Raw genomic sequence first — 23609 nt, 5'->3', positions numbered from 1 at the left:
GTTGTTAGTACCGACACCCTACTACTGGCGGCATTCATGAGCAAGATATTCTCTAACACATATTTTTTTCATGAATGGTGCAATTTTTTCCATCTAAAACCTGTCTCTATTCGTACATTCAAAATCGAATGAAAAAGAACGTCAAGATGAGGTATCTATGAATAAATTATCTAAAATATTGGTATCACTCGTGGTTGTACTACCACTGCTTTCGTTGTTTGTCAGCCAAACTGGCACTGCCAATACAATGGATAAAACGGCTAATTCAGGGAAAAGTGAAATCGCAACACTCGCGGGCGGTTGTTTTTGGTGTACAGAGTCTGATCTAGAGAAACTAAAAGGCGTAACAGACGTTGTCTCTGGCTATTCTGGTGGCGAGCTAGAAAACCCAACCTACAAACAAGTTTCTTCAGGTAAGTCTGGTCACATCGAAGTGATCAACGTGATCTATAACCCTGATGTTGTCAGCTATGAACAGGTTCTTGACCAATTCTTCCGACATATCGATCCAACCGATGACAAAGGGTCATTTGTAGACCGTGGTCCGCAATATCGACCTGCCATTTTCTACCATAACCAAGAGCAAAAAGACGTTGCTCAAAGCTTTATGATGGAGATCGACAAGGCTCAAATCTTTGGTGCACCACTAAAAACAGAACTGATCAAATTTGAGAAGTTCTGGCCGGCAGAAGATTACCATCAAGATTATTACAAGAAGAGTAAGGTTCGTTATAACTACTACCGCTACGCTTCAGGTCGTGATCAGTATTTAGATAAAATCTTCGGTGATGATAGAAAGGACAACCCTAAAACACTTCGCCAGATTATCGACAGTAAGAATGCAACAGCGAATGCTAAAACATACGTAAAACCGTCTGATGCAGAGATCAAAGCGAAGCTTACAGCACTTCAATACGATGTAACGCAAGAAGACGCGACAGAGCGCCCGTTTGACAATAAATACTGGGATAACAAAGAAGAAGGTATTTATGTTGATATCGTGACCGGTGAACCTTTGTTCTCGTCAAAAGACAAATACAAATCTGGTACGGGCTGGCCGAGCTTTACCCAACCAATCAACGAAGCTTACGTAGTGACAACCACAGACTACAAACTGTTGTACCCACGCACAGAAGTTCGTAGCCGATTTGGTGATTCTCACTTAGGTCATGTCTTCAAAGATGGTCCTAAGCCAACAGGCTTACGTTACTGCATGAACTCAGCGGCGATGCGCTTTATCCCAGCAGATAAACTAGCTGAAGAAGGGTATGAAGAATACGTTGAGATGTTTGAGGGCTAAACATTCAGCAATTAACGCGACACCCATAACAACAAAGCCAGCATAACGCTGGCTTTGTTTTTTTAATTCATTAGCAAAAGCGCTAGCCTGTTAGAACAGTATCTTCTGGATACTTGAGCAGTGAAGGCTCTGGACGAGCTAACATATACGCCAACGTCAAAGGACCGATACGACCAATAACCATCACAACAATCATAATGTATTTACCAGGTTCGGTTAGGTTTGCGGTTAACCCAGCTGTCAATCCTACTGTTGCAAAGGCAGAAATCACCTCGAACATGACTCGATCAAACGCGGCTTTTTCGGTAAGCATTAACAAAAACATCGCCGTAGTTAATAACGCCCCACTGACCACGATAATGGCTAATGACTTGGTGACCGCCTGCCATGTAACAGTACGTTTAAACATCACGACGTGCTTTTTCTGACGTAGGAATGTCCAAGTCGCAACAAAAGCAACTGCAAAGGTCGATACCTTAATACCGCCGCCTGTTGAGGTAGAGCCTGCACCAATCAGCATCAATACAATCATCACCAACAAAGCAGGCTGGGTATACTGAGATAAATCCACACTATTAAAACCAGCGGTACGAGCACTTGCTGATTGGAAAAACGCCGCTAACCATTGACCCTGAGTTGATAACCCTTCCATAGTCGCAGAGTTGTTTCTTTCCAGTAGCCAAAATAATACGGTACCCACCAACAATAGAGTCGGGGTTGCGGTTAGCATGATCTTGGTATGTAAGTGCAGATGCTGGAAGCCTTTGCGCCAGTTACTCGATAAGTCACCGACCACCGTAAAGCCTAAGCCACCAAAAATGAACAGAGCCGCTAAGGTAAAGATCACCAATGGATCGTCAACAAAGCTCATCATACTGTCTGAGAACAGAGCGAAACCCGCGTTATTGAATGCTGATATCGCATGAAACAGTGCATAGAAGCTGCCAGTTGCCCAGCCCATTTCAGGAACCCATCGGAAACAGAGCAATACAAAGCCGATAAATTCAGCCACTAGCGCAAAAATGATGATCTTCTTTACTAGCTTACGCAGGTTAATCTTACGATCTTGCCCTAATGCTTCTTTAGCCAATGCCTGCTGCTTCAAGCTTAACCGAACACCAAACATGTACAGAAGAACCGCAGATAAGGTCATTTGCCCTAACCCACCCACTTGCATCAAGAACATCAGCAAGATTTTCCCGGCCAAAGTAAAGTGTTCGCCCGTATCAACGACTCCTAGCCCTGTTACACTGATTGCAGAAGTCGCAGTAAACAATGCATCTGTGAAACTGAGCCCTGTGACAGAAAAAACCGGCATCGTGAGTAAGATAGCCGAGGGAATAAGAACCGCCAAAAAACTGGTCAGGATTATCTTAGGTTCAGAGCCTTTACGCGGCTTTTCATCTCTTGTGAGTGTGTAGAAAGTACCTTTTCGCTGAAACGAATTCATACTGTTACCCTATTACAAGTTCCCATTACCAATTACGTAGCTTTCTAGATAGGGTCTCTTTAGGCCCAGCGATGATCACCACATCTCCGATTTCTAAACTAATATCCAGCTCCGGTGCTTTAGTGAGATTAGGACCGCGCTTAAATCCAAGAACTTCGACACCTACCTCTTTGCAAAGCTTCAAATCACGAAGTTGCTTACCCAAGAGTTTTGAGCCAATGACTATTTCAGTCATCGCCAAATCACTGCCAAGGTCAATAAATTCAAGAACACGCCTATCTAGCATCTTACGCGCGACACGAATCCCCATGTCTCGCTCCGGCATAATGATATGGTCAGCGCCGATTTTAGAAAGAATCTTACCGTGGAACTTGTCGTTCGCCTTAACCCAAACCGTTTTAGCCCCCGACTCTTTTACGACGAGAGTAGTCAAAATGCTCGAGTTCACATCAGAACCAATCGAAACCATTACCATATCGTACTCATCGAGCCTTAGCTCTTTAACCGTCTCTTCACTCGTACAGTTAGCAACAATCGCTTGTGAAACAATGGCCGCGGCTTCTTTCACTCGCTCTTCATCAATATCGACGGCTAATACCTGCGCCCCAGAACTTTGCAGCTCTTTACACACAGATAAACCAAAACGCCCTAAACCGATAACTGCATATTGTTTGTCGCTCATTTGAAATCCTGTTTAGAAATTTTAATAATACGGGATAGTCAAACCTACATTAGTTTCTATCTCGAAAAAAGTTAGTTCTGCAATAATAAGGTTATACTATTGTCATAATCGCTTGATTTATAAAGGTAGAGAACAACTCGAGTTTCTGCTAATTTCCAATTCATAATTTCTGCGGCAGTACACACAATGAATGAATTCTTAACCCAAGTACAAACCTACATTAACCAGAGCCATAGTGATTGGGCCAACAGTGTCCTATTTATCACTATTGCGAGTTTTCTCGCTTGGGTAGCTTGGCGAATTATCCACAATCGCTTAGAAATTCTGGTACAGAAAACCCCTTTTCACTGGGATGACCTGCTACTAGCAGCACTGAAAACTCCAGTCAGTACGTTACTTTGGTGTTGGCCGGCGACTGTCTCTATTGGGTTGATCCTTCAAGACCAGTTTGGCAACGAAATCAACTGGTTAAAAACACTAAAACACATTTTAATCATATGCACTTTCGTTTGGTTCACCTTGCGAATGATCACCAATACTGAAACGTACGTCTTAGAACAGAAAAACAGAGATGAAACGACAGTACAAGCGATCGCAAAAGTAGCGCGCCTGTTCTTTATGGTCATGGGTGGCCTGACGATCATGCAAGCATTCGGTCTCAGCCTATCAGGCTTGCTGACCTTTGGTGGTGTGGGTGGTTTGATTGTCGGTTTGGCAGCAAAAGATCTACTCTCTAACTTCTTTGGTGGCATGATGATCTACTTCGACCGACCTTTTAAAGTCGGTGATTGGATTCGTTCTCCTGACCGTCAAATTGAAGGTACCGTCGAGCGTATCGGTTGGCGCATGACCATCATTCGCACTTTCGATAAACGACCACTGTACGTGCCAAACTCGGTGTTCAGTAACATTGTGGTAGAGAACCCCTCACGCATGCTAAACCGCCGAATTAATGAAACCTTTGGGCTTCGTTACGAAGACGCAAGCAAGTTAGCTGCTATCGTGAATGACGTTAAAGCCATGCTTGAAACGCACCCAGACATCGATGCTAAACAGACGCTCATCGTGAACTTCGATAAGTTTGGCCCATCAACGCTGAACTTCTTCATCTACACCTTCACTAAAACCGTCAACTGGGTGAGATACCATGAAGTGAAACAAGATGTACTACTACAGGTGCTAGCAATCATTCACAAGCACAATGCAGATATCGCTTTCCCAACTCAAACACTAAAAATCGATCCACAAGGGTTGAGTGAAGTTCAGGATATGGCACTTCCTAGCGCAGAAGAACCTCGATAAAACAACAGCTCGACTGTTTATCGACAAGTAAGTGGCTTATCGATAATTAAAAAGTGTGAAGCGTGGTAACATGGCGCCAGAATTTTAATGCACCCTGTACCACGCTATGATTTTACCTGTCATTCTAGCTGGCGGCTCTGGTAGCCGCCTCTGGCCCCTGTCTCGCGAGCTTTATCCTAAGCAGTTCCTCAATATTGCTGGCGATCAATCGATGCTCCAGCAAACCCTTATACGTCTTCAAGGTCTTGAAGCGAACTTAAGTAACGCTGAATGCGCTGCTCCGTTCATTATCTGTAATGAAGAGCACCGCTTCATTGCTGCAGAACAAGCTCGATCGGCTAACATTGCACACAGTGGTATTTTGCTAGAACCTGTCGGAAGAAACACAGCTCCCGCGATCGCACTCGCTGCATTACAGGTTTTAACTCACACAAGCGGTAACCAACGAAATGAGTCAGATCCAATATTATTGGTGCTGGCCGCTGATCATCACATCGCTAAAACAGCTGAATTTCAGCAAACAGTGGCAAGAGGCGTTGAATATGCAAAACAAGATAAACTGGTTACTTTTGGTATTACTCCAAATGCGCCAGAAACTGGCTATGGTTATATAAAACAAGGAGAACCACTCTCCCATCATGCTTTTGCCATTGAATGTTTCGTTGAAAAACCCGACCTAGCCACCGCAGAACAATACGTTAATTCGGGGCAATACCTCTGGAACAGCGGCATGTTTATGTTTAAAGCATCACGCTACTTAGAAGAACTGGCAAAACATCACCCACAGATCCTTGAGGCCTGTAGACGCTCGCTCGAAAAACTAAATACCGACCTCGACTTTATCCGTATTGACGCCGAAGCATTCCAAAGCAGCCCGAGCGACTCTATCGACTATGCCGTGATGGAAAAAACGTCGGATGCTGCGGTGATTCCGATGGATGTTGGTTGGAATGATATTGGTTCATGGTCTGCAATCTGGGATGTCAGTGATAAAGATGAACACAACAATGTGATTGAAGGCGATGTGTTAACTGTCGATTCTCAGTACAACTATATCCACGCTGAAAACAAACTGGTTGCGACTGTAGGTGTCGAGAATCTCATTATTGTCGAAACAAAAGACGCCATACTCGTCGCGAACAAAGACAAAGTTCAAGGCGTGAAATCGATAGTCAGCCAACTGAATCAAGCAGATCGCACAGAACATGTTCATCACCGCGAAGTGTTTAGACCTTGGGGTAAATACGATGTAATCGACTTAGGCAAACGCGACAAGGTTAAACGTATCACCGTAAAACCCGGTCACAAGCTATCCCTGCAGATGCATCACCATAGAGCAGAACACTGGGTTGTTGTTGCAGGTGTTGCGAAGGTGACCAATGATGAGAAAACCTATCTCGTTGAAGAAGACCAATCCACTTATATTCCGCTAGGACACATACACAGCCTAGAAAATCCAGGGGACACTCCACTCGAAATGATCGAAGTACAAACCGGTAGCCATTTGAGTGAAGACGACATTATTCGATATCAAGATAGTTACGGGCGAAGCGGACAGTCTAGCTCACCTCAAATCAACAAATCGAACTAAAGTAGCGGTGATAAAATGAAACAGACTTTAGACCTCAGCTGCTTCAAAAATAACGATATCCGCGGCATCATAGGTGAGCAAATCGATGAGCGCCTTGCCTACCTGCTTGGTCGTGCATTTGGCGAATATGTCCTTGCAAAGGCATCTAAAACGTCATTCGATGAGCTAGCACAAGTAGTCATTGGCCGTGATAACCGTGAAACCTCACTGCCATTGCAGAAAGCGATGACCAAGGGGTTGATTGAATCAGGGATCAACGTGGTAGCTCTCGGTATGACAGGCACAGAAGAAGTCTACTTTGCAACTCGCCACCTACAAGCCATTGGCGGAGTCCAGATTACGGCAAGCCACAATCCAATAAATTACAACGGTATGAAGTTAGTCGGTCTAGGTGCTAACCCAATCAGCAAAAACAATGGGTTAGATGTGATTAAACAGCGCATTGAAGGTCTAGAGCGTGAGAGGATCAGCGAACAACCGCTCATCCATGAACAAGCTAGTAATCTCAGTAAAACAACCAGCATTCTCGCTCCTTATGTGGATCACCTACTCTCTTACATAAGGCCATCAAAACTATCATCGATGAGGATTGTGGTTAACGCGGGAAACGGCGTTGCTGGGCATGTTATTGATGCCTTAGAGACCAAATTCAATGAACTTAATGCTCCAATCACCTTCATCAAAGTACATCACACTCCGGATGGGATGTACCCAAATGGCATCCCTAACCCTTTACTCAAAGAAAACCAAGCTGCTACCCGCGACGCCGTTTTAGAGCACTCCGCAGACCTCGGTATCGCCTGGGATGGTGATTTTGATCGTTGTTTCTTCTTTGATGAAAAAGGTAATTACATTGAGGGTTACTACATCGTCGGTCTGCTAACCGAAGCCTTCTTGCTGAAGGATTCCAATGCAACTGTATTACACGACATGCGCATGACATGGAATACAATCGAGATTGCAGAAAAGCTCGGTGGAAACGCTGTTGGCATAAAAGCTGGGCATGCTTTGATCAAAGAGAAAATGCGAGAGCTGAACGCTGTGTACGGTGGAGAAATGAGCGCACATCACTACTTTCGTGACTTTGGGTACTGCGACTCAGGGATGATTCCTTGGCTACTCGTCATAGAGTTGATCAGTAAGACTCGACAATCTCTTCATCAACTTATCAGCTTTAGCGTAGAAAGGTTCCCCTCATCTGGAGAGATCAATCGCAAGGTGGCAGAGCCAGAACAAGTTATCGCTCGTGTACTTTCATGCTACCAAAAGCGTGCTGTAAACATAGATTATACCGACGGTATTAGCATGGATATGGGTACTTGGCGCTTTAACTTAAGGAAGTCAAATACCGAGCCACTAATCCGGCTTAACGTAGAAGCCAAACGAGACAAAGCCTTGCTAGCCGAAAAGGTGACAGAGCTACTTAGCCTCATAAAATAGGTATTCCCTATTCTGTATTTATACACAAAAGCCGCAAATTACTGCGGCTTTATCATTATGCTTTTGAGGTTCCCCTCACCAACAAACACAATTATTTCAATTGGCGAAATGTATAGGTTTCGCTCTTCACGCCAGAGCCTTTGCATTTTTTCATTGTTACTTTTACTGAGCGCTTTGCATCAGCAACATCATAGCGAATCGCTTGGCCTAAGAACTTATCGTTACGCTTGAGTTCTCTCGCTTCTAACTTGATCGTTTTGTTACCGCGGTTCACGTCACAACGGTAATCCCAATCGTTCTGCCCATCTTTCAAGCTAAGCAAGATACGCTGGTTACTTTTTCCTGATGTCGCTTTAATACCACGAGGTTGCTTGTCGATCGCTAGTGCAAGACCAGCTTTACACAACTGCTCTGCATTAAAGCCTGTTGCAGCTTGTGCATTTGATATAGAAAACGTGTTTACTGCAATTAATACAACACTCGCCAATACTGCCTTCATTGATACGACTCTTCAATTTATGGAGCACCACACCGTTTAGCCATTCACTATACGATAAGTAAATGATTTTATGGAATAGCGAACCTTAAATTGAAACGTGTACTAAAAAAGCCCTTACTCACGAAAGCGAGTAAGGGCTTCAATTGTCTAAGTCGTTCTAGAGACTAATTAAGTCACAAATTTACTTGTTACGGCGAGCTTCAACTGCATCTGCCAGTTGACGAAGTACTGTTTCAGTATCTTCCCAACCAATACAAGCATCAGTAATTGACTGGCCGTATGTTGGAGCTTTGCCATCAACCAAATCCTGGCGGCCTTCAACTAGATGAGATTCGATCATCACACCAAAGATAGCTTTGTCACCACCAGAGATCTGTGCGCTCACGTCATCCGATACGTTCAGTTGGCGCTTAAATTGCTTAGAGCTGTTTGCGTGGCTGAAGTCGATCATTACTTTCTGTGGTAGGCCTGAAGCTTCAAGCTCTTGCTTGATCTTACCAACGTGCTCCGCGCTGTAGTTTGGCTCTTTACCACCACGTAGGATGATATGACAGTCTGGGTTACCAGCCGTTTCAACGATAGCTGAATGGCCGTACTTAGTTACAGACAAGAAGTGGTGAGAAGCACTTGCAGAGCGGATTGCGTCTGTAGCGATCTTGATGTTGCCATCAGTACCATTCTTGAAACCAACAGGGCATGAAAGACCAGAAGCTAGCTCACGGTGAACTTGAGATTCCGTAGTACGTGCGCCAATTGCACCCCAGCTGATTAAGTCTGCTACGTATTGAGGCGTGATCATGTCTAGGAATTCACTTGCCGTCGGCATACCCATGTCTGTTAGATCAAGCAGTAGCTTACGTCCAAGACGAAGACCATCGTTTAGCTTGAACGTGTCATCCATGTACGGGTCATTGATCAGGCCTTTCCAGCCAACGGTAGTACGTGGTTTTTCAAAGTAAACACGCATTACGATTTCAAGCTTATCGCCTAGTTCGTCACGCAGAACTTTCAAACGCTTACCGTATTCAAGAGCCGCTTCTGGATCATGAATAGAACATGGGCCAACGATAACCAATAGGCGGTCATCTTTGTCTTCTAGAATGTTGTGAATTGCTTTACGGCTTTCAAAGGTTGTTGAAGAAGCAACTTCTGTCGCTGGAAACTTTTCTAAAACAGCAACAGGGGGTAATAACTCTTTTACTTTGTTAATTCTTACATCATCAGTCTGGAACATTGCTTACTTCTTCCTATATCTATCCTTGAGCTGAATGTACGTTATCTCACGTAACTTTCCATCAGCACATATCTTCTTGTTCCCTGTAACTTAACTAGTAAAAACGCCAGTTTCAATCACTAATTTAAAAAGAACGCAATTTTTTTTGTGTTTTATATTTAAAACACCCTGTATAACTTTATTTACACGCTATCGATTGCGCAATTTCAATAGGATAACGTTGAATATTTTTTAACCCATCACTTGTCAACAAAACTGTTCTATCAACATAAACAAAAAAGCCCACGCTGTTAACGTGAGCTTTAAAATTAATTACATTCTTTTCAATGGTTTGACGACACTATCGAGCCCTTCTATTTTTAGTGCTAGGCACAGTTTGAGCAAGTCACCTAGCTCACCGTTTGGGAACCCTTTCTTGTCAAACCACAACAAATATTCTTCCGGTAAGTCAATGAGTGTGCGGCCGGCGTACTTTCCAAATGGCATCTGCATTCGAGCCAACTTAATCAGGTTCTCTTTCTCTAGCATTGTTCGGTCTTTCTATGCGTCATCGATATTCTGTAGAGTATCACCTAAACGTTCAACCCAATAATTGATTGCATCTTTGGCATCATCAAGTGAATCGATCATAGTCGAAAAGTCCTTATTTCCGGCTTCACGATCGATAGCTGCGAACAGTGGTGTGCCATCTTGAGCGTCACTCACCAACAGCTCGACACTCGCACTACCAACATTGGTGTGCTCTCCTGTCGCAACTTTGGAGATGGTTGACATGGCAAGCCCAAACGGTAAGACACTACTGGTAACGGCTAAGATAGGATTTGGCGTTTCAACGTTGCTCAACGCGATACTCAAGCGTAATGTTTTACCCGACGGCTCGTCGACGATTACTTTATGAGGTGATATTTTCTCCTCTAATCGACTCACCATGTGGTCGGTAAGTTCCTAAATTTCTTCTTGATCTAACGAACCTTCTTCGGCAAGCACAAAGATTTGGTCAATGACGACCGAATCATAATCATCCAACTTACTCTTCAAGCGATCGGCGTCACGCAGCCCTAATCTTGCCCAAACGAGATCAACTCCCCCATCAGGGCCAGGCTGAAAATCTTCATAAGTGGTGAATTTGGTAGCAGTCTTGATTGGGCCGCCTGCACAACCAAACAAAAAGATGCTGGTTGCGACAAGCAAAAATAGTTTTAGAGGATTCATAGCGCACTTAGATTGGAATAAAAACATCCAAGTATGCTATACCATATGTGAAAAGTTTGTAGAAAAAGGGGCTATAACTCAGAGCAAACTCTAAAATTAGTTGTGTTGAACAGTGTGAGCATACTCTACGATAACTTGATTTCCTTCGATGTAAGCATTTTGGATTTCTCCATCCACACTCATTCTACTTTTCAGATAGACCACTTTAGGACCAGAGTCATTTCCTGCTTTAAGTGACGGGAATACGTTTCTTGGTTCCAAATGAAGTAGACGACAAAAATGACTCACAAATGACATAGTTAGCGGTGACTCCCCTCGCAACACATTTGAGAAATCAAGCTGATTCATTCCAAGCTTCTTTGAAAACTCCATCTGCGTGATTCGCATTCGTGATTTTTGTGACATCCACGTTTGATACAACGCTTCTCTATCTTGTTCAGTGAATTCCATACTGACTCCTTTATATAATTCATACCAATTAATTGTCCGGTTTTTCATACATAACGTGTCAGGGTTTGGTTAGTGGAAACCAAAGGTTTGGTTTTGATATGCGCTCAATTGTTCTCCAAAGCAAAACTCAAAAGACAAAACCATTCACAAAAACAATTAGAGCAAATACTTTCTTATTTTATTTCAATCACTTATAGATAAATAAAGAATACATTTAGCAAGTTAATTTGTGACAAGAATTAAAAGTTCGAGATTAGCATTCCACATTTCAATCTATTCATTCGCATTTATAAAACGCGTTGACTACATTTCGCTTGCTTGAACGCACTTCTGGCAAACTATTTGAAAGAATAGGACGCAAAGCCACCGGTCTGTCGACAATTATTCTGTCTATGATAGCGGAGCTGCCACTTAATAGGATTTAAGTGCAAATGCGTGCCGGAGTGTTCTCTTTTTTGTCGGCCAAATACAGTAAGGACAAATAATGAAACAACTCCCAAAAAAATCACTCATCGCTCTGTCGCTACTATGCGTTAGCGGTGCAAGCTTCGGTCACGGTTATGTCTCCGCATACAATAATGGCGTAGCTGAAAGCCGTGTAGCGCTGTGTAAGTTCCCTGCGAGGGATACACAAGAGAAGAACACCAACTGTGGTGGTATTCAATACGAACCACAAAGTGTCGAAGGTCCTGAAGGCTTCCCAGAGGTTGGCCCTGCTGATGGAAAAATCGCTAGTGCGCAATCTTCTTTAGCGGCTGCGCTCGACGAGCAAACGGCAGACCGTTGGGTTAAACGCCCTATCCAATCTGGTTCTCAATACTTTGAGTGGACATTCACAGCCAACCACGTGACTCACGATTGGAAATACTACATTACAAAACCAGACTGGAATCCAAACCAGCCTTTGGCTCGCAGTTCTTTTGATCTAACACCATTCTGTGTAGTCGAAGGCAATATGGAACAGCCACCAATGCAAGTAAGCCACTTGTGTAATGTCCCTGAACGTGAAGGCTACCAAGTGATTCTTGCTGTTTGGGATGTGGGTGATACTGCAATGGCTTTCTACAACGTTATTGATGTGAAGTTTGATGGCGATGGCCCGATCATTCCTGATTGGGACCAAGGCGGTCAAATCAACCCAACTCGCGACCTAAACATCGGTGATGCCGTTTACACTCGTGTCTTTGACCAATCTGGTGAGAACGCTTCATACAGCACAGAGCTAGTCATTGAGAACAACGAACAAGGTAAGGCGAATAACTGGTCTTACGCATTGGCATCAAAGATCAACCAAGAGCAGACGCAAATCAAAGCGGGTCAATTGAACGACCAAGGTGATTTCGCTCCTGTATACGGCTCAAATCCAGTTTACTTAAAAGCAGGTTCAGGCTTTAAAAGCGTAGAGATCGGCTATAAGATTGATACTCCAGAGCCAGAGCATGAAGTTGAAGTAACAGGTTTAGAGTCAGAGTACATTATCGACGAAAATCAACCGACTCAACTTGATCTTACTCTAGCGGCAACAGGCGATGTTCAAGCAGAACTCACGGTATACAACCACCATCGTGAAGCACTTGCGTCTCAGAATTCTGAACTTAAAGACGGCCAAGTTGAAGATGTTCAGTTGACTCTGTCTAAATCTGAAGCTGGCCACCACATGCTTGTGGTTGTAACTAAGGATGATCAAGGCAATTTAGTTGATCAGAACACGCTTGATTTCCACTTGATGGACGAGCAAACACCGCCACCACCAGGCGATTACGATTTCGTATTCCCTGAAAGCATTGAATCTTACACTGAAGGTACAAAAGTACTAAGCAGCGATGGTAGCGTTTATCAGTGTAAAGAGTTCCCATACTCTGGTTACTGTATTCAGTGGGCACCAACGGCAACTCAGTACGAACCTGGTGTAGGCTCACACTGGCAAGATGCTTGGTACAAAGTCGACTAGTTGATCGCTCTGTACTTACTTTCACGTTAGTGAAACTAAGCAATCAGCCAAACAAAAACGGATGCCAAGCGCATCCGTTTTCTCGTTCTGGATTCATCTACAAATCTGCTATTAGAGTAGGTAATGGTCTGCCAACAAAGCCACAAACAAGATCATGAGATGATAAATAGAGAACTTAAATGTCTTCATCGCCATGTTAGGCTCATCGCGATACTTCAATACCCAGGCATGATAAACAAACCCACCGTTAAGCACCAAAGACGCGCTCAGGTATATCCAACTGCTCATTCCAACTAATACCGGCAGCACACATACAATACTTAGCAGTAGTGTATATAGCAGAATTGAAGTCTTGGTGTAAGCTATCCCATGTGTCACAGGCAACATCGGAATATCCACCTTGGCATACTCATCACGACGATGAATCGCAAGCGCCCAAAAGTGAGGAGGCGTCCAGATGAAGATAATCATCACTAGCAACCATGCATTGGAATGTAACTCGTGCGTCACTGCCGTCCAACCCAATAAAGGTGGCATTGCCCCTGCGATCCCTGCAATAACAATGTTCTGTGGCGTCGCTCGTTTTAAATACATGGTGTAGATAACCGCATAACCTAATAGGCTCGCAAAGGTTAGCCAAGCCGTAAGCGGGTTAACTAACAAGGCTAAAGTCACAAAGCCAAGTAAGCCAATACTTGCTGCAAAGGCGAATACTCGTACGCTGCTGAGCTCACCCGATGGTAAAGGACGACGATTAGTTCGAGACATTTGCCCATCGATCTTCTTGTCGATCAAGTGATTAAATGCAGCGGCTGAACCCGCCATCAATCCTATCCCTATCATGCCAAATAATGCTTGCCGTAAAGGCAATCCATTAGGCACCGCTAAACACATGCCAACTAATGCCGTTAACAACATCAAAGCGACCACTTTCGGCTTAGTCAGTGTTAAATAGACCTTCCAAGCTGCTTTGTTTTGAGCAGCAACTTCATTACTTGAAGCGGTATCTTGAACTACCATTTGATGCTGTGTTGAAGTTCTACTGACCATGATTACCTCCTTGTAATACACTGCTCTTTACCAAGCGCTCACTCGGTTTTCGTTGCCACACGACAAAGTTTGTCACAACCAAACTGACAAGCAGTATCGCCGCAACTAAGTTATGCAGCACGGCCACTGAAATCGGTAGATGGAACCACACGTTACTGATCCCTAAACTGACCTGCACGGCTAATACCAGTGCCAGAATGACACCCAGCTTTTGGTGCGCTGTTTGACCAAACTTCCACAACTGATACACAACCATTAGCACCGTTATCGTTGCCACAATAGCGCCAAACCTATGCATGACATGTATGGTGAGCCTTGCAGGATACTCGAGCACACCAAACTCATAGTTATCATGCCCGTGCTGCGCAAAGTCGAACGCATTCTTGAAATCTAGATAACTTGTCCAGTTACCTTCACAAATAGGCAGTTGAGTACATACCAACGCGGCATAATTTGAAGATGTCCAACCGCCAAGTAAGATCTGTCCAACTACAACTACCAAGCCAAAAAGTGCAGCAAACTTGATAGTCGCCGAGTGCGTCGTTACACCGAAGCGAGTCTGGACATTAGAGAGGCGGCAATAGAGTAAGCAGAGCAAAGACAGTAGAGTGAAGCCTCCCATCAAATGCGCCATCACCACAACTGGCATCAGCTTAAGGGTTACCGTCCACATACCTAACAAAGCTTGAAAGATCACCGTTGCCGCAATAAGCAACGGTAGCCCAGCAGAAGTCATGTTCTTCTTAATACACCAAGCGACGACGACAAAGATAAGAAGCCCTAAAGAACCAGCAAAGTAGCGATGTATCATCTCTATCCAAGCTTTGTCAGCCTCAAGAGCACGTTCAGGGAATTGGAGGTTGGCTTGGTTTACCGCTAGTGCATCAGACGGGACTGTGAGCTTTCCATAACACCCAGGCCAGTCAGGGCAACCAAGCCCAGCGTCCGATAATCGGGTATAAGCACCGAGCACAATCACTGTCAGCGTCAGTAAGATAGTCACTCGCATCACGAGCATGAGTAAATCAGGGGCTTTGTTCTGCATCATTTATCTCCCTATACTTATTCTCTTTCGCTGCCAGAGTTCAGTCAACACAGTCAAACCGATTCGCTTATCAGCTACCCAACACGTGACAACTTAAGAAGCTTTCTGAGGTCATGAATCATGCCTTTGGACTGCCCGACTAACTGCGACGGTTCTGAGACACTTTTGTATTCCATAACTAGTTGACCAAGGGGATCAATGATAACAATCGAAGCTGGCGCGAACTTGGTGCTCAACTGCTCCCCACCAGACAGAAATGACAAATCAGGTTTGTTAAATGCTCCTGGTAATGCATCTCCTTCAGAGACAAAAACCACAGCAGTCACTCGCTCTTTGTTCTTCCCTAGCGCTAAGTAGCTTTGGTTCAAGTAGTAGATTTGTTGTGCGCATAAGCTATCGCAGTCCGTTGGCGCAATATAACCCACCAACCACCCTTCTCCTTCCTTCGGAGCCCTCAGCCCAAAATCTTGTAGAGTCACTCTTGGCTCAACTAACTCCCCCGTATTTGTCACACCAGATGTGTACCAATTTTGCTCTAAGACGGTTTTAGCGATAATGGCAGGTAAGGCAAAGACCAAAATCAATCCGATGAGTACAAGTCGACCACGTGAGCGGCGCTGCTTAAACGCAGCAAGATTAGCATCGGTACTTTCCTTTTTAGTTTGTGTTTGAGACTTATCCATTTTGATTCCCTGTATTAGTCGCTGCCGATCGCTAACCGTGTTTATGTCGTTACAAGTATTTACTTCTTATTCATGTGACTATGTTTCTTTAAGTATCTGAACCCAATCAAAAGCATCAGCGAAAGCAATACTGCAGCCATCACAAACCATTGAAATGAGTAACCAAAGTGCTTCTCAGACTTCATCGCTGTCGGACGCCATAACATTTCATAAGGCCATGAATCCAAGCTCTGAGGTTGAAAAATGAACGGCAACACCTCTTGTCCTGTGTATTGTGATAACGCTTCTATGTTGCTGTTTTGAATCCTTTTCGGCGTCGTGTTTTCTAGACCAAGTTCCTGACTTAACGGATTCACCGAACGTGTGTACAAGCGACCAGACATCTCGATTGGTAGCGTGATCTTTCCTATTTCTGGTAGCTCTCTTCTGTCATTACTTGCTGCAACGAATCCAAGATCGATCAAAAGCTGTTTTCTGCCATCTTGAGTTTGAACCTCGCTCAGCATGTAAATCACATACCCCACCGTTCCTTGATTGATTTGGTTGTCCAACAAGAGAATCAAACCACTCGGTTTCACTAATTCGACGTCAGCTTTCAAGCCATTTAAGGTCGAAGGGGACACCGGCTGCTGAGTTCCAACGCTTGCCTCTCGCCATTCATTGAGCACTGTATCTAGCGGCTTAGGAGACTGCACTGCTCTCTGCGATAGCTGCTGCTCATAACGTAGTTTCTCGTTACCTCTGTCTAACTGCCATAAACCCAACTTGATTAAAATGCCGACTGAAACCAAAGTTAAAGCAACCGCAAACCAAAAACCTTTACTGCGGAACGTTCGTTCATCATGATTCAAACGGTTTGGAGTTATCACTATGGCGTCACCTACCTTTATCCTGTTATTCAAAGTTGTGTTGGTTGCCCTGCTGTTTTTCATCGCATTCAACTTAATGAAAGGGCTCATTCAAATCGCTTCGAGCAAACACAATGGCAAAAAGCTGAGTCACTTCTTGGGGCGTCGAGTTATGTGGTCAGCTATTGCTGTGTTACTGCTATTGCTAGCTTTAGGGTCAGGAGTGATAACGCCCAACCCTCGTCCTTATTAAAGCCTTTAGCCTTGTCGCTTCGCTAAAGGACGTAAACAAACACGAATAATCCTAACCAAACCACATCAACAAAGTGCCAATACCAGCTGCCAGCTTGGAATGCAAAATGGTCTTTGGGTGTAAAATGATCTTTGGCAACCCTAGCCAACAGTACGATTAAAAAGATCGTCCCTAAGCAGACATGTAAACCATGGAAACCCGTCAGTAAGAAGAAGGTGTTGCCATAGATTCCCGATTGAAGGGTCAGGCCCATATCTTGGTAAGCATGGATATACTCTTCAACTTGGAAAAATAAGAAGAACCCAGCAAGAACGATAGTGATCTCTAACCAAACGATTAACGCCATACGCTTGTTTTGTTCGAGGCTTAAATGCGCCATATGTAGCGTGATTGAAGAGAGTAATAGGATTATAGTGTTCTTAAGAGGAATACCTTGCCACGGCATAGCTTGTGTTGTTACACCATCCGGTGTCGTGGTCAGCGGCCACATTGATTGGAACATTGGCCACAACACTTCGTGAGTCATTGCATTGTTGCCCGCCCCGCCAATCCATGGGACAGAAATCATACGAGCATAGAACAGTGCGCCAAAGAAAGCACCGAAGAACATGATTTCAGAAAAGATGAACCAACTCATGCCTTGCCTGAAAGAGCGGGATATTTGCTCAGAATAGAGGCCGCTCAAGGATTCCGTTATCACATTGCTAAACCAACCAGCAAGCATGTACAACAACACCGCAAACCCAACAAACAGCACAGCCTTACCGAATACACCACCAGCGGCATCAGTACCCATGTTTTGCACGGTTAAACCAGCTCCAACGGCAACAAGAAACAGCGCAACGGCACCGACTAATGGCCAATGGCTTTGATGTGGAACGAAATAAACTTCCTTTTTAGAACTCATCGCTCAACTCCTTATGTTGATTCTGGTTCCTAGTTACTCGCGATTGCATTGTGCTCAGCACTACTTGATTCCCCGGCCACTTCACTCGTAATGTTAAACAGCGTATAAGAGAGCGTCAGTGTATGAATCGATTCTGGAATATCCGGCTCTATATAAAAAATCAATCCCATTTCAGCGCTTTTATGTCCATCTAATGGTTGCTGGTTAAAGCAGAAACACTCCATCTTATTGAAGTAAGTCGCCCCCATCCCCGGGGATACTGAAGGCACAGCTTGTCCCACTAGAGAGTTTCCTGATAAATTTTTGGCTATATAGTTCGTTTGAATCACCTCACCAGGGTGAACTTCTAACACACGCTCTTCAGGAACAAACTGCCAGGGCATATCAGGTTTGATGTGCGACATAAACTCCACACGAACGGTGCGAGAATAGTCAGGCTGCATCCCACGTGGCTGAACCGCTGACACCGTATTGGTTTTGCCATTAATACCCAAAGCCTCGCACATCACATCGTAAAGCGGCACCAAAGCGAAACCGAAACCAAACATCGCCACAACACCCAATACTAAGTACCCCGTCAGCTTCTTGGTTGACCGCTTTGGTTGGTTTCTATATAGATCGCTTTGCTTGTCACTCATAACTCATCCCTCTAATCGATTTTAGGTGGATGAGTAAAGGTATGATGAGGTGCAGGGCTTGGTACCGTCCATTCTAGCCCTTCAGCACGTTCCCATGGCTTGCTTGATGCTGGCTCACCACCTCTTACACACTTAATAACCAACCACAAGAAGATCAATTGAGATAATCCAAAGGCGAAGCCCCCTATCGACACCACTTGGTTAACGTCAGCGAACTGGATAGCGTAGTCTGGAATACGACGTGGCATCCCCGCTAAACCTAGGAAGTGCATAGGGAAGAATAGAACATTCACTGAGATTACTGACGTCCAGAAATGCCATAGACTGAGCTTGTGGTCGTACATATGTCCTGTCCACTTAGGCAACCAATAATAGGCGGCGGCCATTATCGAGAACACGGCACCAGTCACCAGAACATAGTGGAAGTGAGCCACTACAAAATAGGTGTCGTGGTATTGGAAATCTGCAGGAACAATAGCCAACATCAATCCAGACAAGCCACCTATCGTAAACAAAACAATAAAGGCAATGGTGAACAACATTGGGGTTTCGAAGGTCAATGCACCTCGCCACATGGTTGCGACCCAGTTAAAGACTTTTACCCCAGTGGGCACTGCAATCAACATGGTGCAATACATGAAGAACAGCTCTGCAAAGACGGGCATCCCCGTGGTGAACATGTGGTGCGCCCAAACTAGGAAAGACAAGATTGCGATACTACAGGTCGCGTACACCATGGAATGGTAACCAAATAAACGCTTACCACTAAAGGCAGGAATGATTGCTGAAACAATACCAAAGGATGGCAAAATCATGATGTAAACTTCCGGGTGCCCAAAGAACCAAAATATGTGCTGGAACATGACGGGGTCACCGCCACCGGCCGCATCGAAGAAGCTCGTCCCAAAGTATTTGTCGGTCAACACCATGGTCACAGCCCCTGCGAGAACGGGCATTACGGCTATCAGCAAGAAAGCTGTGATTAACCAAGTCCAAACAAACATTGGCAATTTAAACCAAGTCATACCCGGAGCTCTCATGTTCACGATAGTCACGATAACGTTGATCGCGCCCATGATTGAGCTAATACCCATGATGTGAACAGAGAATACAAACAAAGCCGTGCTATCTGGGCCATACGTCGTTGAGAGCGGTGCGTAGAATGTCCAGCCAAAACTCGGACCGCCCCCTTCAGTAAACAACGATCCAATCAAGATTAGGAAAGCGAAAGGTAAGATCCAGAAACTGAGGTTGTTCATTCGAGGTAACGCCATATCTGGCGCGCCGATCATCATAGGGATCATCCAGTTGGCGAGCCCTGTGAATGCAGGCATTACCGCGCCAAATACCATGATCAAGCCATGGACTGTCGTCATCTGGTTGAAGAAATCAGGTTCAACAAGCTGCAGACCCGGTTGGAATAGCTCCGCACGGATCACCATCGCCATCGCACCGCCAGTTAGGAACATGGCGAAACTGAACCACAGATATAGCGTACCTATGTCTTTATGATTGGTTGAATACAGCCAACGCGCCCATCCTTTAGGAGCGGCATGGGAATCGTGATCGTCCGAAGGTAAGTCATGGCTGTCTAAGGTACCATCTAAAGTATGACTTAGAGCCTGGTCTTCTGCAGGCGCCGATTTCACCGGCTTTTCGATTGGTGAACTCATAGCTGCTCCTTAGCATCACTTTGTGCATCATCCGCAGAGCCTTCCGCTCCACCCGACTGTTTAACCTTATAGGCATTAACATCTGAAGCTTGAACCACATCGCCAGTGTCATTCCCCCAAGCATTTCGTTGGTAGGTCACGACTGCTGCAATCTCTTTCTCAGTCAACTGATTGTCGAAGGCCTGCATTGCCGTGCCTCCTCGACCGTAAACAATAGTGTCGATATGAACATCCACATCTCCAAGAGCAACTGGGCTACCTTTGATAGCAGGAAACGCTCCAGGGATACCTTCGCCGTTAGCTTGGTGACAAACCGCGCAACGAGTTTTGTAGACCTCTTCACCTATGGTGTTCAACTCTTCCAACGAAAGTGACGCGTCTAATGCATCTTGAGCCGCTTGTTTCGCCGCTATAGCTAACTCTTTCTGTTCCGCTAGCCATGCATCAAATTCGTTCTCTTCCATTGCATGAACAACTATCGGCATGAAGCCATGAGCACGACCACAAAGCTCCGCACATTGTCCTCGGTAAACGCCTGGTTCATCGATTTTGGTCCAAGCTTCATTAATAAATCCCGGGATGGTGTCTTTCTTAACAGCAAAAGCCGGCACCCACCACGAATGGATAACATCATCTGATGTCATTAAAAAACGTACTTTCCGGTCTATGGGCAGCACAAGTGGTTTATCAACCTCCAGCAAATAGTGCGCCCCTTTTACTTCAATACCTTCGATTTCTTTGTCACTAGTTGCGAGCAAACTGAAGAACTCAACATCTTCACCGAAATAGCTGTAATGCCATTTCCATTGTGAGCCAGTAATCTTGACGGTGAGTTCGGATTGGGAAGTGTCTTCCATCGCTATCAAGGTTTTAGTAGCGGGGATCGCCATAGCGATGAGAATAATGATGGGGATAATGGTCCAGAGGATTTCGACTTTGGTACTTTCATGAAAGTGAGCAGCCACCGCGCCCTTCGACTTTCGGTGCCTTAGAATAGAATAAAACATCACCCCGAAAACCACAAAGGCGATTGCACAACAGATGTAGAAGATCAGCATGTGGAGCTCGTAGACTTGTCCACTTATCTCTGTCACACCTTGGGTCATGTTGTATTCACTGTTCGCATTCGCCGAGACCGATGCCAGTAGCACAACAAAACTATTCAACAGCCACCCTAGCCTAACCAGTAATCTTTTCAAAAGATCTCTCCTTATCCTTCCTAATTGGATATATACGACCAAAATGTCGGAGCGAGCCCAACAACACTCATTGCTGTACCGGCTTCGCATGAAAAGGCTGAATCTCAATCTACAACTCGCGTCGGCACAGCCTTTACGGGGCTGAACACTCCTGTCTTACGTGTCGGCTTATACGTCTCACAAAGTCCGGAGGTTTCAACGAAAGATTCAAAAACGGCGAAATCGTTCAATTTTGTTATATTTATGTAAAAGGCTAGTTAGTGATATCCAATTGTTCAAGGTAAGTTTACTTACAAAATAGTCAATTATTTAGAATAGCTTAGCCGACATGTCTTTGCCGTTGGAGTTTATTTAAATCGAGTTTTACGATTGCTTTCATGGAAATGATAATCAATATCACTTAAATTAATCCCAACAGTAAGTCATACCGACATTAAAAGGTTCAGTAATTATGCAAGATGCTATGAATTGGTTAGCTAGAGACCCAGATCCAAGAACTCGTGAAGAGCTACAACACCTCATCGATGAGGGAATGCATGACGAATTAGAAGACCGCTTTACGCAGCGATTAGAATTTGGAACAGCGGGTCTTCGAGGCAAAGTAGGATGTGGCCCAAACAGAATGAACCGCTTAGTCATTCAAGAAACCGCAACTGGACTCGGTCACTATCTAATTGAACATGTGGCAAACGCAACCATGAGAGGTGTCGTTGTAGGCTATGATGGCCGATTAGATTCAAAGCAATTCGCTATTGATACCGCTTCAGTACTGACGGCTTTAGGCATCAAGGTTTATCTAACATCGAATGTGGCTGCGACCCCTATCGTTGCGTTTGGTATTGAGCATTTCAACGCAGCAGCTGCCGTTGTGGTAACTGCTAGCCACAACCCACCTGAATATAATGGCTTCAAGGTATACTGGGAAAATGGCGCACAAATTATACCGCCTCATGATGCTGGTATTGCCGCTGAAATTGACTCCGCAGCAACTAAGCCTATCCCTTTGATGAGCCTCAGTGATGCGGAAAAACAAGGCAAGTTAGTGTGGCTTACCGAGGGTTACTATCAAACCTACCGTGCGGCGATCAACCAAAGCCCATTTGTAAAGAACGACATTGAATCGGCTAAAACCACTATCGCTTACACAGCAATGCATGGCGTCGGCGCGCAGATGGCAGAAGATCTTCTCCACGATTCAGGTTTCCACAAGGTGTTTAGCGTTGCAGAGCAAAGAGAGCCTGATGGACACTTCCCAACGGTGAACTTCCCTAACCCAGAAGAAAAAGGGGCAATGGATCTTGTGGTTAATCTAGCGAAAAGCGTCGATGCTGATATCGCTTGTGCTAATGACCCTGATGCGGACCGATTTGCGGTTGCAGTAAGAACGAGTAACGACTCATACAAAATGCTCACGGGTGACCAAGTAGGCGTACTATTCGCACATTACTTACTGTCAAAGCCGCACACTAAGAACCAATTGGTCGGTAACAGTATCGTATCGTCTACCCTGCTTGAGAAAGTCGCTAACTCTCACGGTGCTACCTACTTCCAAACTCTGACAGGGTTTAAATGGTTAGCAAACATTGGCATGCAGTTGGAAGATGAACAGAATGAGTTCCTCTTCGCCTATGAAGAGGCGCTAGGCTATACGATTGGTACTCAAGTCCGTGATAAAGATGGTTTGTCAGCCATTGTCGTTTTTGCACAACTGGTCGAAGAGTTAAAATCTCAAGGTCGAACTGTGTGGGATCTTCTTGCTCAAATTTCCTTTGAGCATGGTGTTCATACCAATGCACAACGCAGCATCGCGCTGGACCCAGATTCACCTTCAATTGGCTCTAAACTTCGCGCAGCACAACCAAAAACAATCAATGGCATCGCGATATCTGTGATTGAAGATCTCCAGTCTTCACTACGCTTTATTACAGGTGGTGCAACAGAGGCGATAAACCTCCCGGCAAGTGATGTGCTTATCTATCATCTCGAAGACGGCTCTCGCATTATCGTCCGCCCTTCGGGTACAGAACCAAAGGTTAAGGTTTATTACGAAACCGTGACAAAGTTTGAAGGGACAGAGACCTATGACGATACTCGTCAGCGAGGTGAAGAATATATGGATAAGCTCATCGAGCAACACCAGAAAGAACTGAACTCTTAGCAGATTAGCGCATTCAAAATGAATCAGCTAAAACAAAAAAATGG

21 protein-coding genes, 1 pseudogene and 1 riboswitch are annotated in these 23609 nt (G+C 44.8%); of the genes and pseudogenes, 7 read left to right on the top strand and 15 right to left on the bottom strand.

The window, feature by feature from the left end; genetic code table 11:
• Positions 1-157: 157 nt before the first annotated feature.
• Positions 158-1300, top strand: coding sequence for a peptide-methionine (R)-S-oxide reductase MsrB (gene msrB, locus BTO10_RS00575; protein ID WP_105023178.1), 1143 nt, complete (start codon positions 158-160; stop codon positions 1298-1300).
• 82 nt (positions 1301-1382) lie between these two features.
• Here msrB and BTO10_RS00570 read toward each other — a convergent pair whose 3' ends face one another.
• Positions 1383-2750 (bottom strand): TrkH family potassium uptake protein, encoded by a 1368-nt coding sequence (locus BTO10_RS00570; protein WP_105023177.1) that lies wholly within the window; start codon positions 2748-2750, stop codon positions 1383-1385.
• 25 nt (positions 2751-2775) lie between these two features.
• Positions 2776-3432 carry a potassium channel family protein gene (locus tag BTO10_RS00565; RefSeq protein WP_008217206.1) on the bottom strand — a complete coding sequence of 219 codons (657 nt, stop codon included), beginning with the start codon at positions 3430-3432 and terminating at the stop codon, positions 2776-2778.
• 186 nt (positions 3433-3618) lie between these two features.
• Between BTO10_RS00565 and BTO10_RS00560 the strand changes: the two genes are divergently transcribed.
• The 3 genes from BTO10_RS00560 (at position 3619) to BTO10_RS00550 (ending at position 7765) form a co-directional block, all read left to right on the top strand.
• Complete coding sequence (locus BTO10_RS00560) at positions 3619-4734, top strand: mechanosensitive ion channel family protein (protein WP_105023176.1); 1116 nt, start codon at positions 3619-3621, stop codon at positions 4732-4734.
• A 106-nt stretch (positions 4735-4840) separates the two neighbouring features.
• Positions 4841-6325 (top strand): mannose-1-phosphate guanylyltransferase/mannose-6-phosphate isomerase, encoded by a 1485-nt coding sequence (locus BTO10_RS00555; RefSeq protein WP_105023175.1) that lies wholly within the window; start codon positions 4841-4843, stop codon positions 6323-6325.
• A 15-nt stretch (positions 6326-6340) separates the two neighbouring features.
• On the top strand, positions 6341-7765 hold the full coding sequence (locus tag BTO10_RS00550; RefSeq protein ID WP_105023174.1) for a phosphomannomutase CpsG: 1425 nt from the start codon (positions 6341-6343) through the stop codon (positions 7763-7765).
• 91 nt (positions 7766-7856) lie between these two features.
• Here BTO10_RS00550 and BTO10_RS00545 read toward each other — a convergent pair whose 3' ends face one another.
• The 5 genes and pseudogenes from BTO10_RS00545 to BTO10_RS00525 form a co-directional block, all read right to left on the bottom strand.
• Positions 7857-8264, bottom strand: a complete 408-nt coding sequence (locus BTO10_RS00545; RefSeq protein ID WP_105023173.1) for a hypothetical protein — start codon at positions 8262-8264, stop codon at positions 7857-7859.
• 181 nt (positions 8265-8445) lie between these two features.
• Complete coding sequence (aroG, locus tag BTO10_RS00540; protein WP_105023172.1) at positions 8446-9498, bottom strand: 3-deoxy-7-phosphoheptulonate synthase AroG; 1053 nt, start codon at positions 9496-9498, stop codon at positions 8446-8448.
• Positions 9499-9810: 312 nt separating this feature from the next.
• Positions 9811-10026 (bottom strand): DUF3820 family protein, encoded by a 216-nt coding sequence (locus BTO10_RS00535; protein WP_102426293.1) that lies wholly within the window; start codon positions 10024-10026, stop codon positions 9811-9813.
• Between the two features lie 12 nt (positions 10027-10038).
• Positions 10039-10710: pseudogene (locus tag BTO10_RS00530) on the bottom strand (DUF3313 domain-containing protein).
• 96 nt (positions 10711-10806) lie between these two features.
• A complete protein-coding gene (locus BTO10_RS00525) occupies positions 10807-11160 on the bottom strand; it encodes a transcriptional regulator (protein WP_105023171.1) in 354 nt (117 codons plus the stop codon).
• Between the two features lie 322 nt (positions 11161-11482).
• A riboswitch (cyclic di-GMP riboswitch) is annotated at positions 11483-11572 on the top strand.
• Positions 11573-11644: 72 nt separating this feature from the next.
• Between BTO10_RS00525 and gbpA the strand changes: the two genes are divergently transcribed.
• Positions 11645-13111: an N-acetylglucosamine-binding protein GbpA gene (gbpA, locus tag BTO10_RS00520; RefSeq protein WP_105023170.1), complete on the top strand. Its 1467-nt coding sequence runs from the start codon at positions 11645-11647 to the stop codon at positions 13109-13111.
• Between the two features lie 111 nt (positions 13112-13222).
• Here the strand turns inward: gbpA and cyoE are convergent, their stop codons facing one another.
• The 4 genes from cyoE to BTO10_RS00500 form a co-directional block, all read right to left on the bottom strand.
• Positions 13223-14161, bottom strand: coding sequence for a heme o synthase (gene cyoE, locus BTO10_RS00515; RefSeq protein ID WP_105023169.1), 939 nt, complete (start codon positions 14159-14161; stop codon positions 13223-13225).
• Entirely contained in the window at positions 14151-15206 is a 1056-nt protein-coding gene (locus tag BTO10_RS00510) for a COX15/CtaA family protein (RefSeq protein WP_105023168.1), read from the bottom strand. The genes cyoE and BTO10_RS00510 overlap by 11 nt, the downstream gene beginning before the upstream one ends.
• 74 nt (positions 15207-15280) lie before the next feature.
• Entirely contained in the window at positions 15281-15889 is a 609-nt protein-coding gene (locus tag BTO10_RS00505; RefSeq protein WP_105023167.1) for a hypothetical protein, read from the bottom strand.
• A gap of 59 nt (positions 15890-15948) precedes the next feature.
• On the bottom strand, positions 15949-16848 hold the full coding sequence (locus BTO10_RS00500; RefSeq protein WP_181143942.1) for an SURF1 family protein: 900 nt from the start codon (positions 16846-16848) through the stop codon (positions 15949-15951).
• On the opposite strand from BTO10_RS00500, the gene BTO10_RS00495 reads away from it, so the two are divergent.
• Positions 16760-16990: a DUF2909 domain-containing protein gene (locus BTO10_RS00495; protein WP_004742386.1), complete on the top strand. Its 231-nt coding sequence runs from the start codon at positions 16760-16762 to the stop codon at positions 16988-16990. The genes BTO10_RS00500 and BTO10_RS00495 overlap by 89 nt on opposite strands.
• 22 nt (positions 16991-17012) lie before the next feature.
• On the opposite strand, the gene BTO10_RS00490 is transcribed toward BTO10_RS00495, so the two are convergent.
• From BTO10_RS00490 to coxB, 4 genes are read right to left on the bottom strand one after another with little or no spacing between them, the layout of a single operon-like run.
• Positions 17013-17897, bottom strand: a complete 885-nt coding sequence (locus BTO10_RS00490; RefSeq protein WP_004742385.1) for a cytochrome c oxidase subunit 3 — start codon at positions 17895-17897, stop codon at positions 17013-17015.
• 29 nt (positions 17898-17926) lie between these two features.
• Complete coding sequence (locus BTO10_RS00485) at positions 17927-18535, bottom strand: cytochrome c oxidase assembly protein (protein ID WP_105023165.1); 609 nt, start codon at positions 18533-18535, stop codon at positions 17927-17929.
• Positions 18536-18546: 11 nt separating this feature from the next.
• Complete coding sequence (gene ctaD, locus BTO10_RS00480; protein WP_105023164.1) at positions 18547-20208, bottom strand: cytochrome c oxidase subunit I; 1662 nt, start codon at positions 20206-20208, stop codon at positions 18547-18549.
• A complete protein-coding gene (coxB, locus tag BTO10_RS00475; RefSeq protein ID WP_105023163.1) occupies positions 20205-21407 on the bottom strand; it encodes a cytochrome c oxidase subunit II in 1203 nt (400 codons plus the stop codon). Before coxB ends, ctaD begins: the two co-directional genes overlap by 4 nt.
• A 451-nt stretch (positions 21408-21858) precedes the next feature.
• On the opposite strand from coxB, the gene BTO10_RS00470 reads away from it, so the two are divergent.
• Entirely contained in the window at positions 21859-23565 is a 1707-nt protein-coding gene (locus tag BTO10_RS00470) for a phospho-sugar mutase (protein WP_105023162.1), read from the top strand.
• Positions 23566-23609: the final 44 nt, after the last annotated feature.

It is taken from the genome of Vibrio chagasii (assembly GCF_002954585.1).
Classification (GTDB): Bacteria; Pseudomonadota; Gammaproteobacteria; order Enterobacterales; family Vibrionaceae; genus Vibrio; species Vibrio chagasii_A.
The sequence above is the reverse complement of the archived record's forward strand: the minus strand, read 5'-3'. Positions and strand labels throughout refer to the sequence as shown.

Bases quoted from the DNA above. Each gene is read 5' to 3' on its own strand.
- BTO10_RS00500 (WP_181143942.1), bottom strand. From the start codon at position 16,848: ATGAGCCCTTTCATTAAGTTGAATGCGATGAAAAACAGCAGGGCAACC.
- BTO10_RS00505 (WP_105023167.1), bottom strand. From the start codon at position 15,889: ATGGATAAGTCTCAAACACAAACTAAAAAGGAAAGTACCGATGCTAAT.
- BTO10_RS00560 (WP_105023176.1), top strand. From the start codon at position 3,619: ATGAATGAATTCTTAACCCAAGTACAAACCTACATTAACCAGAGCCAT.
- BTO10_RS00495 (WP_004742386.1), top strand. From the start codon at position 16,760: ATGGCGTCACCTACCTTTATCCTGTTATTCAAAGTTGTGTTGGTTGCC.
- BTO10_RS00535 (WP_102426293.1), bottom strand. From the start codon at position 10,026: ATGCTAGAGAAAGAGAACCTGATTAAGTTGGCTCGAATGCAGATGCCA.
- msrB (WP_105023178.1), top strand. From the start codon at position 158: ATGAATAAATTATCTAAAATATTGGTATCACTCGTGGTTGTACTACCA.
- BTO10_RS00470 (WP_105023162.1), top strand. From the start codon at position 21,859: ATGCAAGATGCTATGAATTGGTTAGCTAGAGACCCAGATCCAAGAACT.
- BTO10_RS00510 (WP_105023168.1), bottom strand. From the start codon at position 15,206: ATGCAGAACAAAGCCCCTGATTTACTCATGCTCGTGATGCGAGTGACT.
- aroG (WP_105023172.1), bottom strand. From the start codon at position 9,498: ATGTTCCAGACTGATGATGTAAGAATTAACAAAGTAAAAGAGTTATTA.
- BTO10_RS00555 (WP_105023175.1), top strand. From the start codon at position 4,841: ATGATTTTACCTGTCATTCTAGCTGGCGGCTCTGGTAGCCGCCTCTGG.
- BTO10_RS00490 (WP_004742385.1), bottom strand. From the start codon at position 17,897: ATGAGTTCTAAAAAGGAAGTTTATTTCGTTCCACATCAAAGCCATTGG.
- BTO10_RS00565 (WP_008217206.1), bottom strand. From the start codon at position 3,432: ATGAGCGACAAACAATATGCAGTTATCGGTTTAGGGCGTTTTGGTTTA.
- BTO10_RS00525 (WP_105023171.1), bottom strand. From the start codon at position 11,160: ATGGAATTCACTGAACAAGATAGAGAAGCGTTGTATCAAACGTGGATG.
- BTO10_RS00570 (WP_105023177.1), bottom strand. From the start codon at position 2,750: ATGAATTCGTTTCAGCGAAAAGGTACTTTCTACACACTCACAAGAGAT.
- gbpA (WP_105023170.1), top strand. From the start codon at position 11,645: ATGAAACAACTCCCAAAAAAATCACTCATCGCTCTGTCGCTACTATGC.
- BTO10_RS00485 (WP_105023165.1), bottom strand. From the start codon at position 18,535: ATGAGTGACAAGCAAAGCGATCTATATAGAAACCAACCAAAGCGGTCA.
- BTO10_RS00550 (WP_105023174.1), top strand. From the start codon at position 6,341: ATGAAACAGACTTTAGACCTCAGCTGCTTCAAAAATAACGATATCCGC.
- cyoE (WP_105023169.1), bottom strand. From the start codon at position 14,161: ATGGTCAGTAGAACTTCAACACAGCATCAAATGGTAGTTCAAGATACC.
- ctaD (WP_105023164.1), bottom strand. From the start codon at position 20,208: ATGAGTTCACCAATCGAAAAGCCGGTGAAATCGGCGCCTGCAGAAGAC.
- BTO10_RS00545 (WP_105023173.1), bottom strand. From the start codon at position 8,264: ATGAAGGCAGTATTGGCGAGTGTTGTATTAATTGCAGTAAACACGTTT.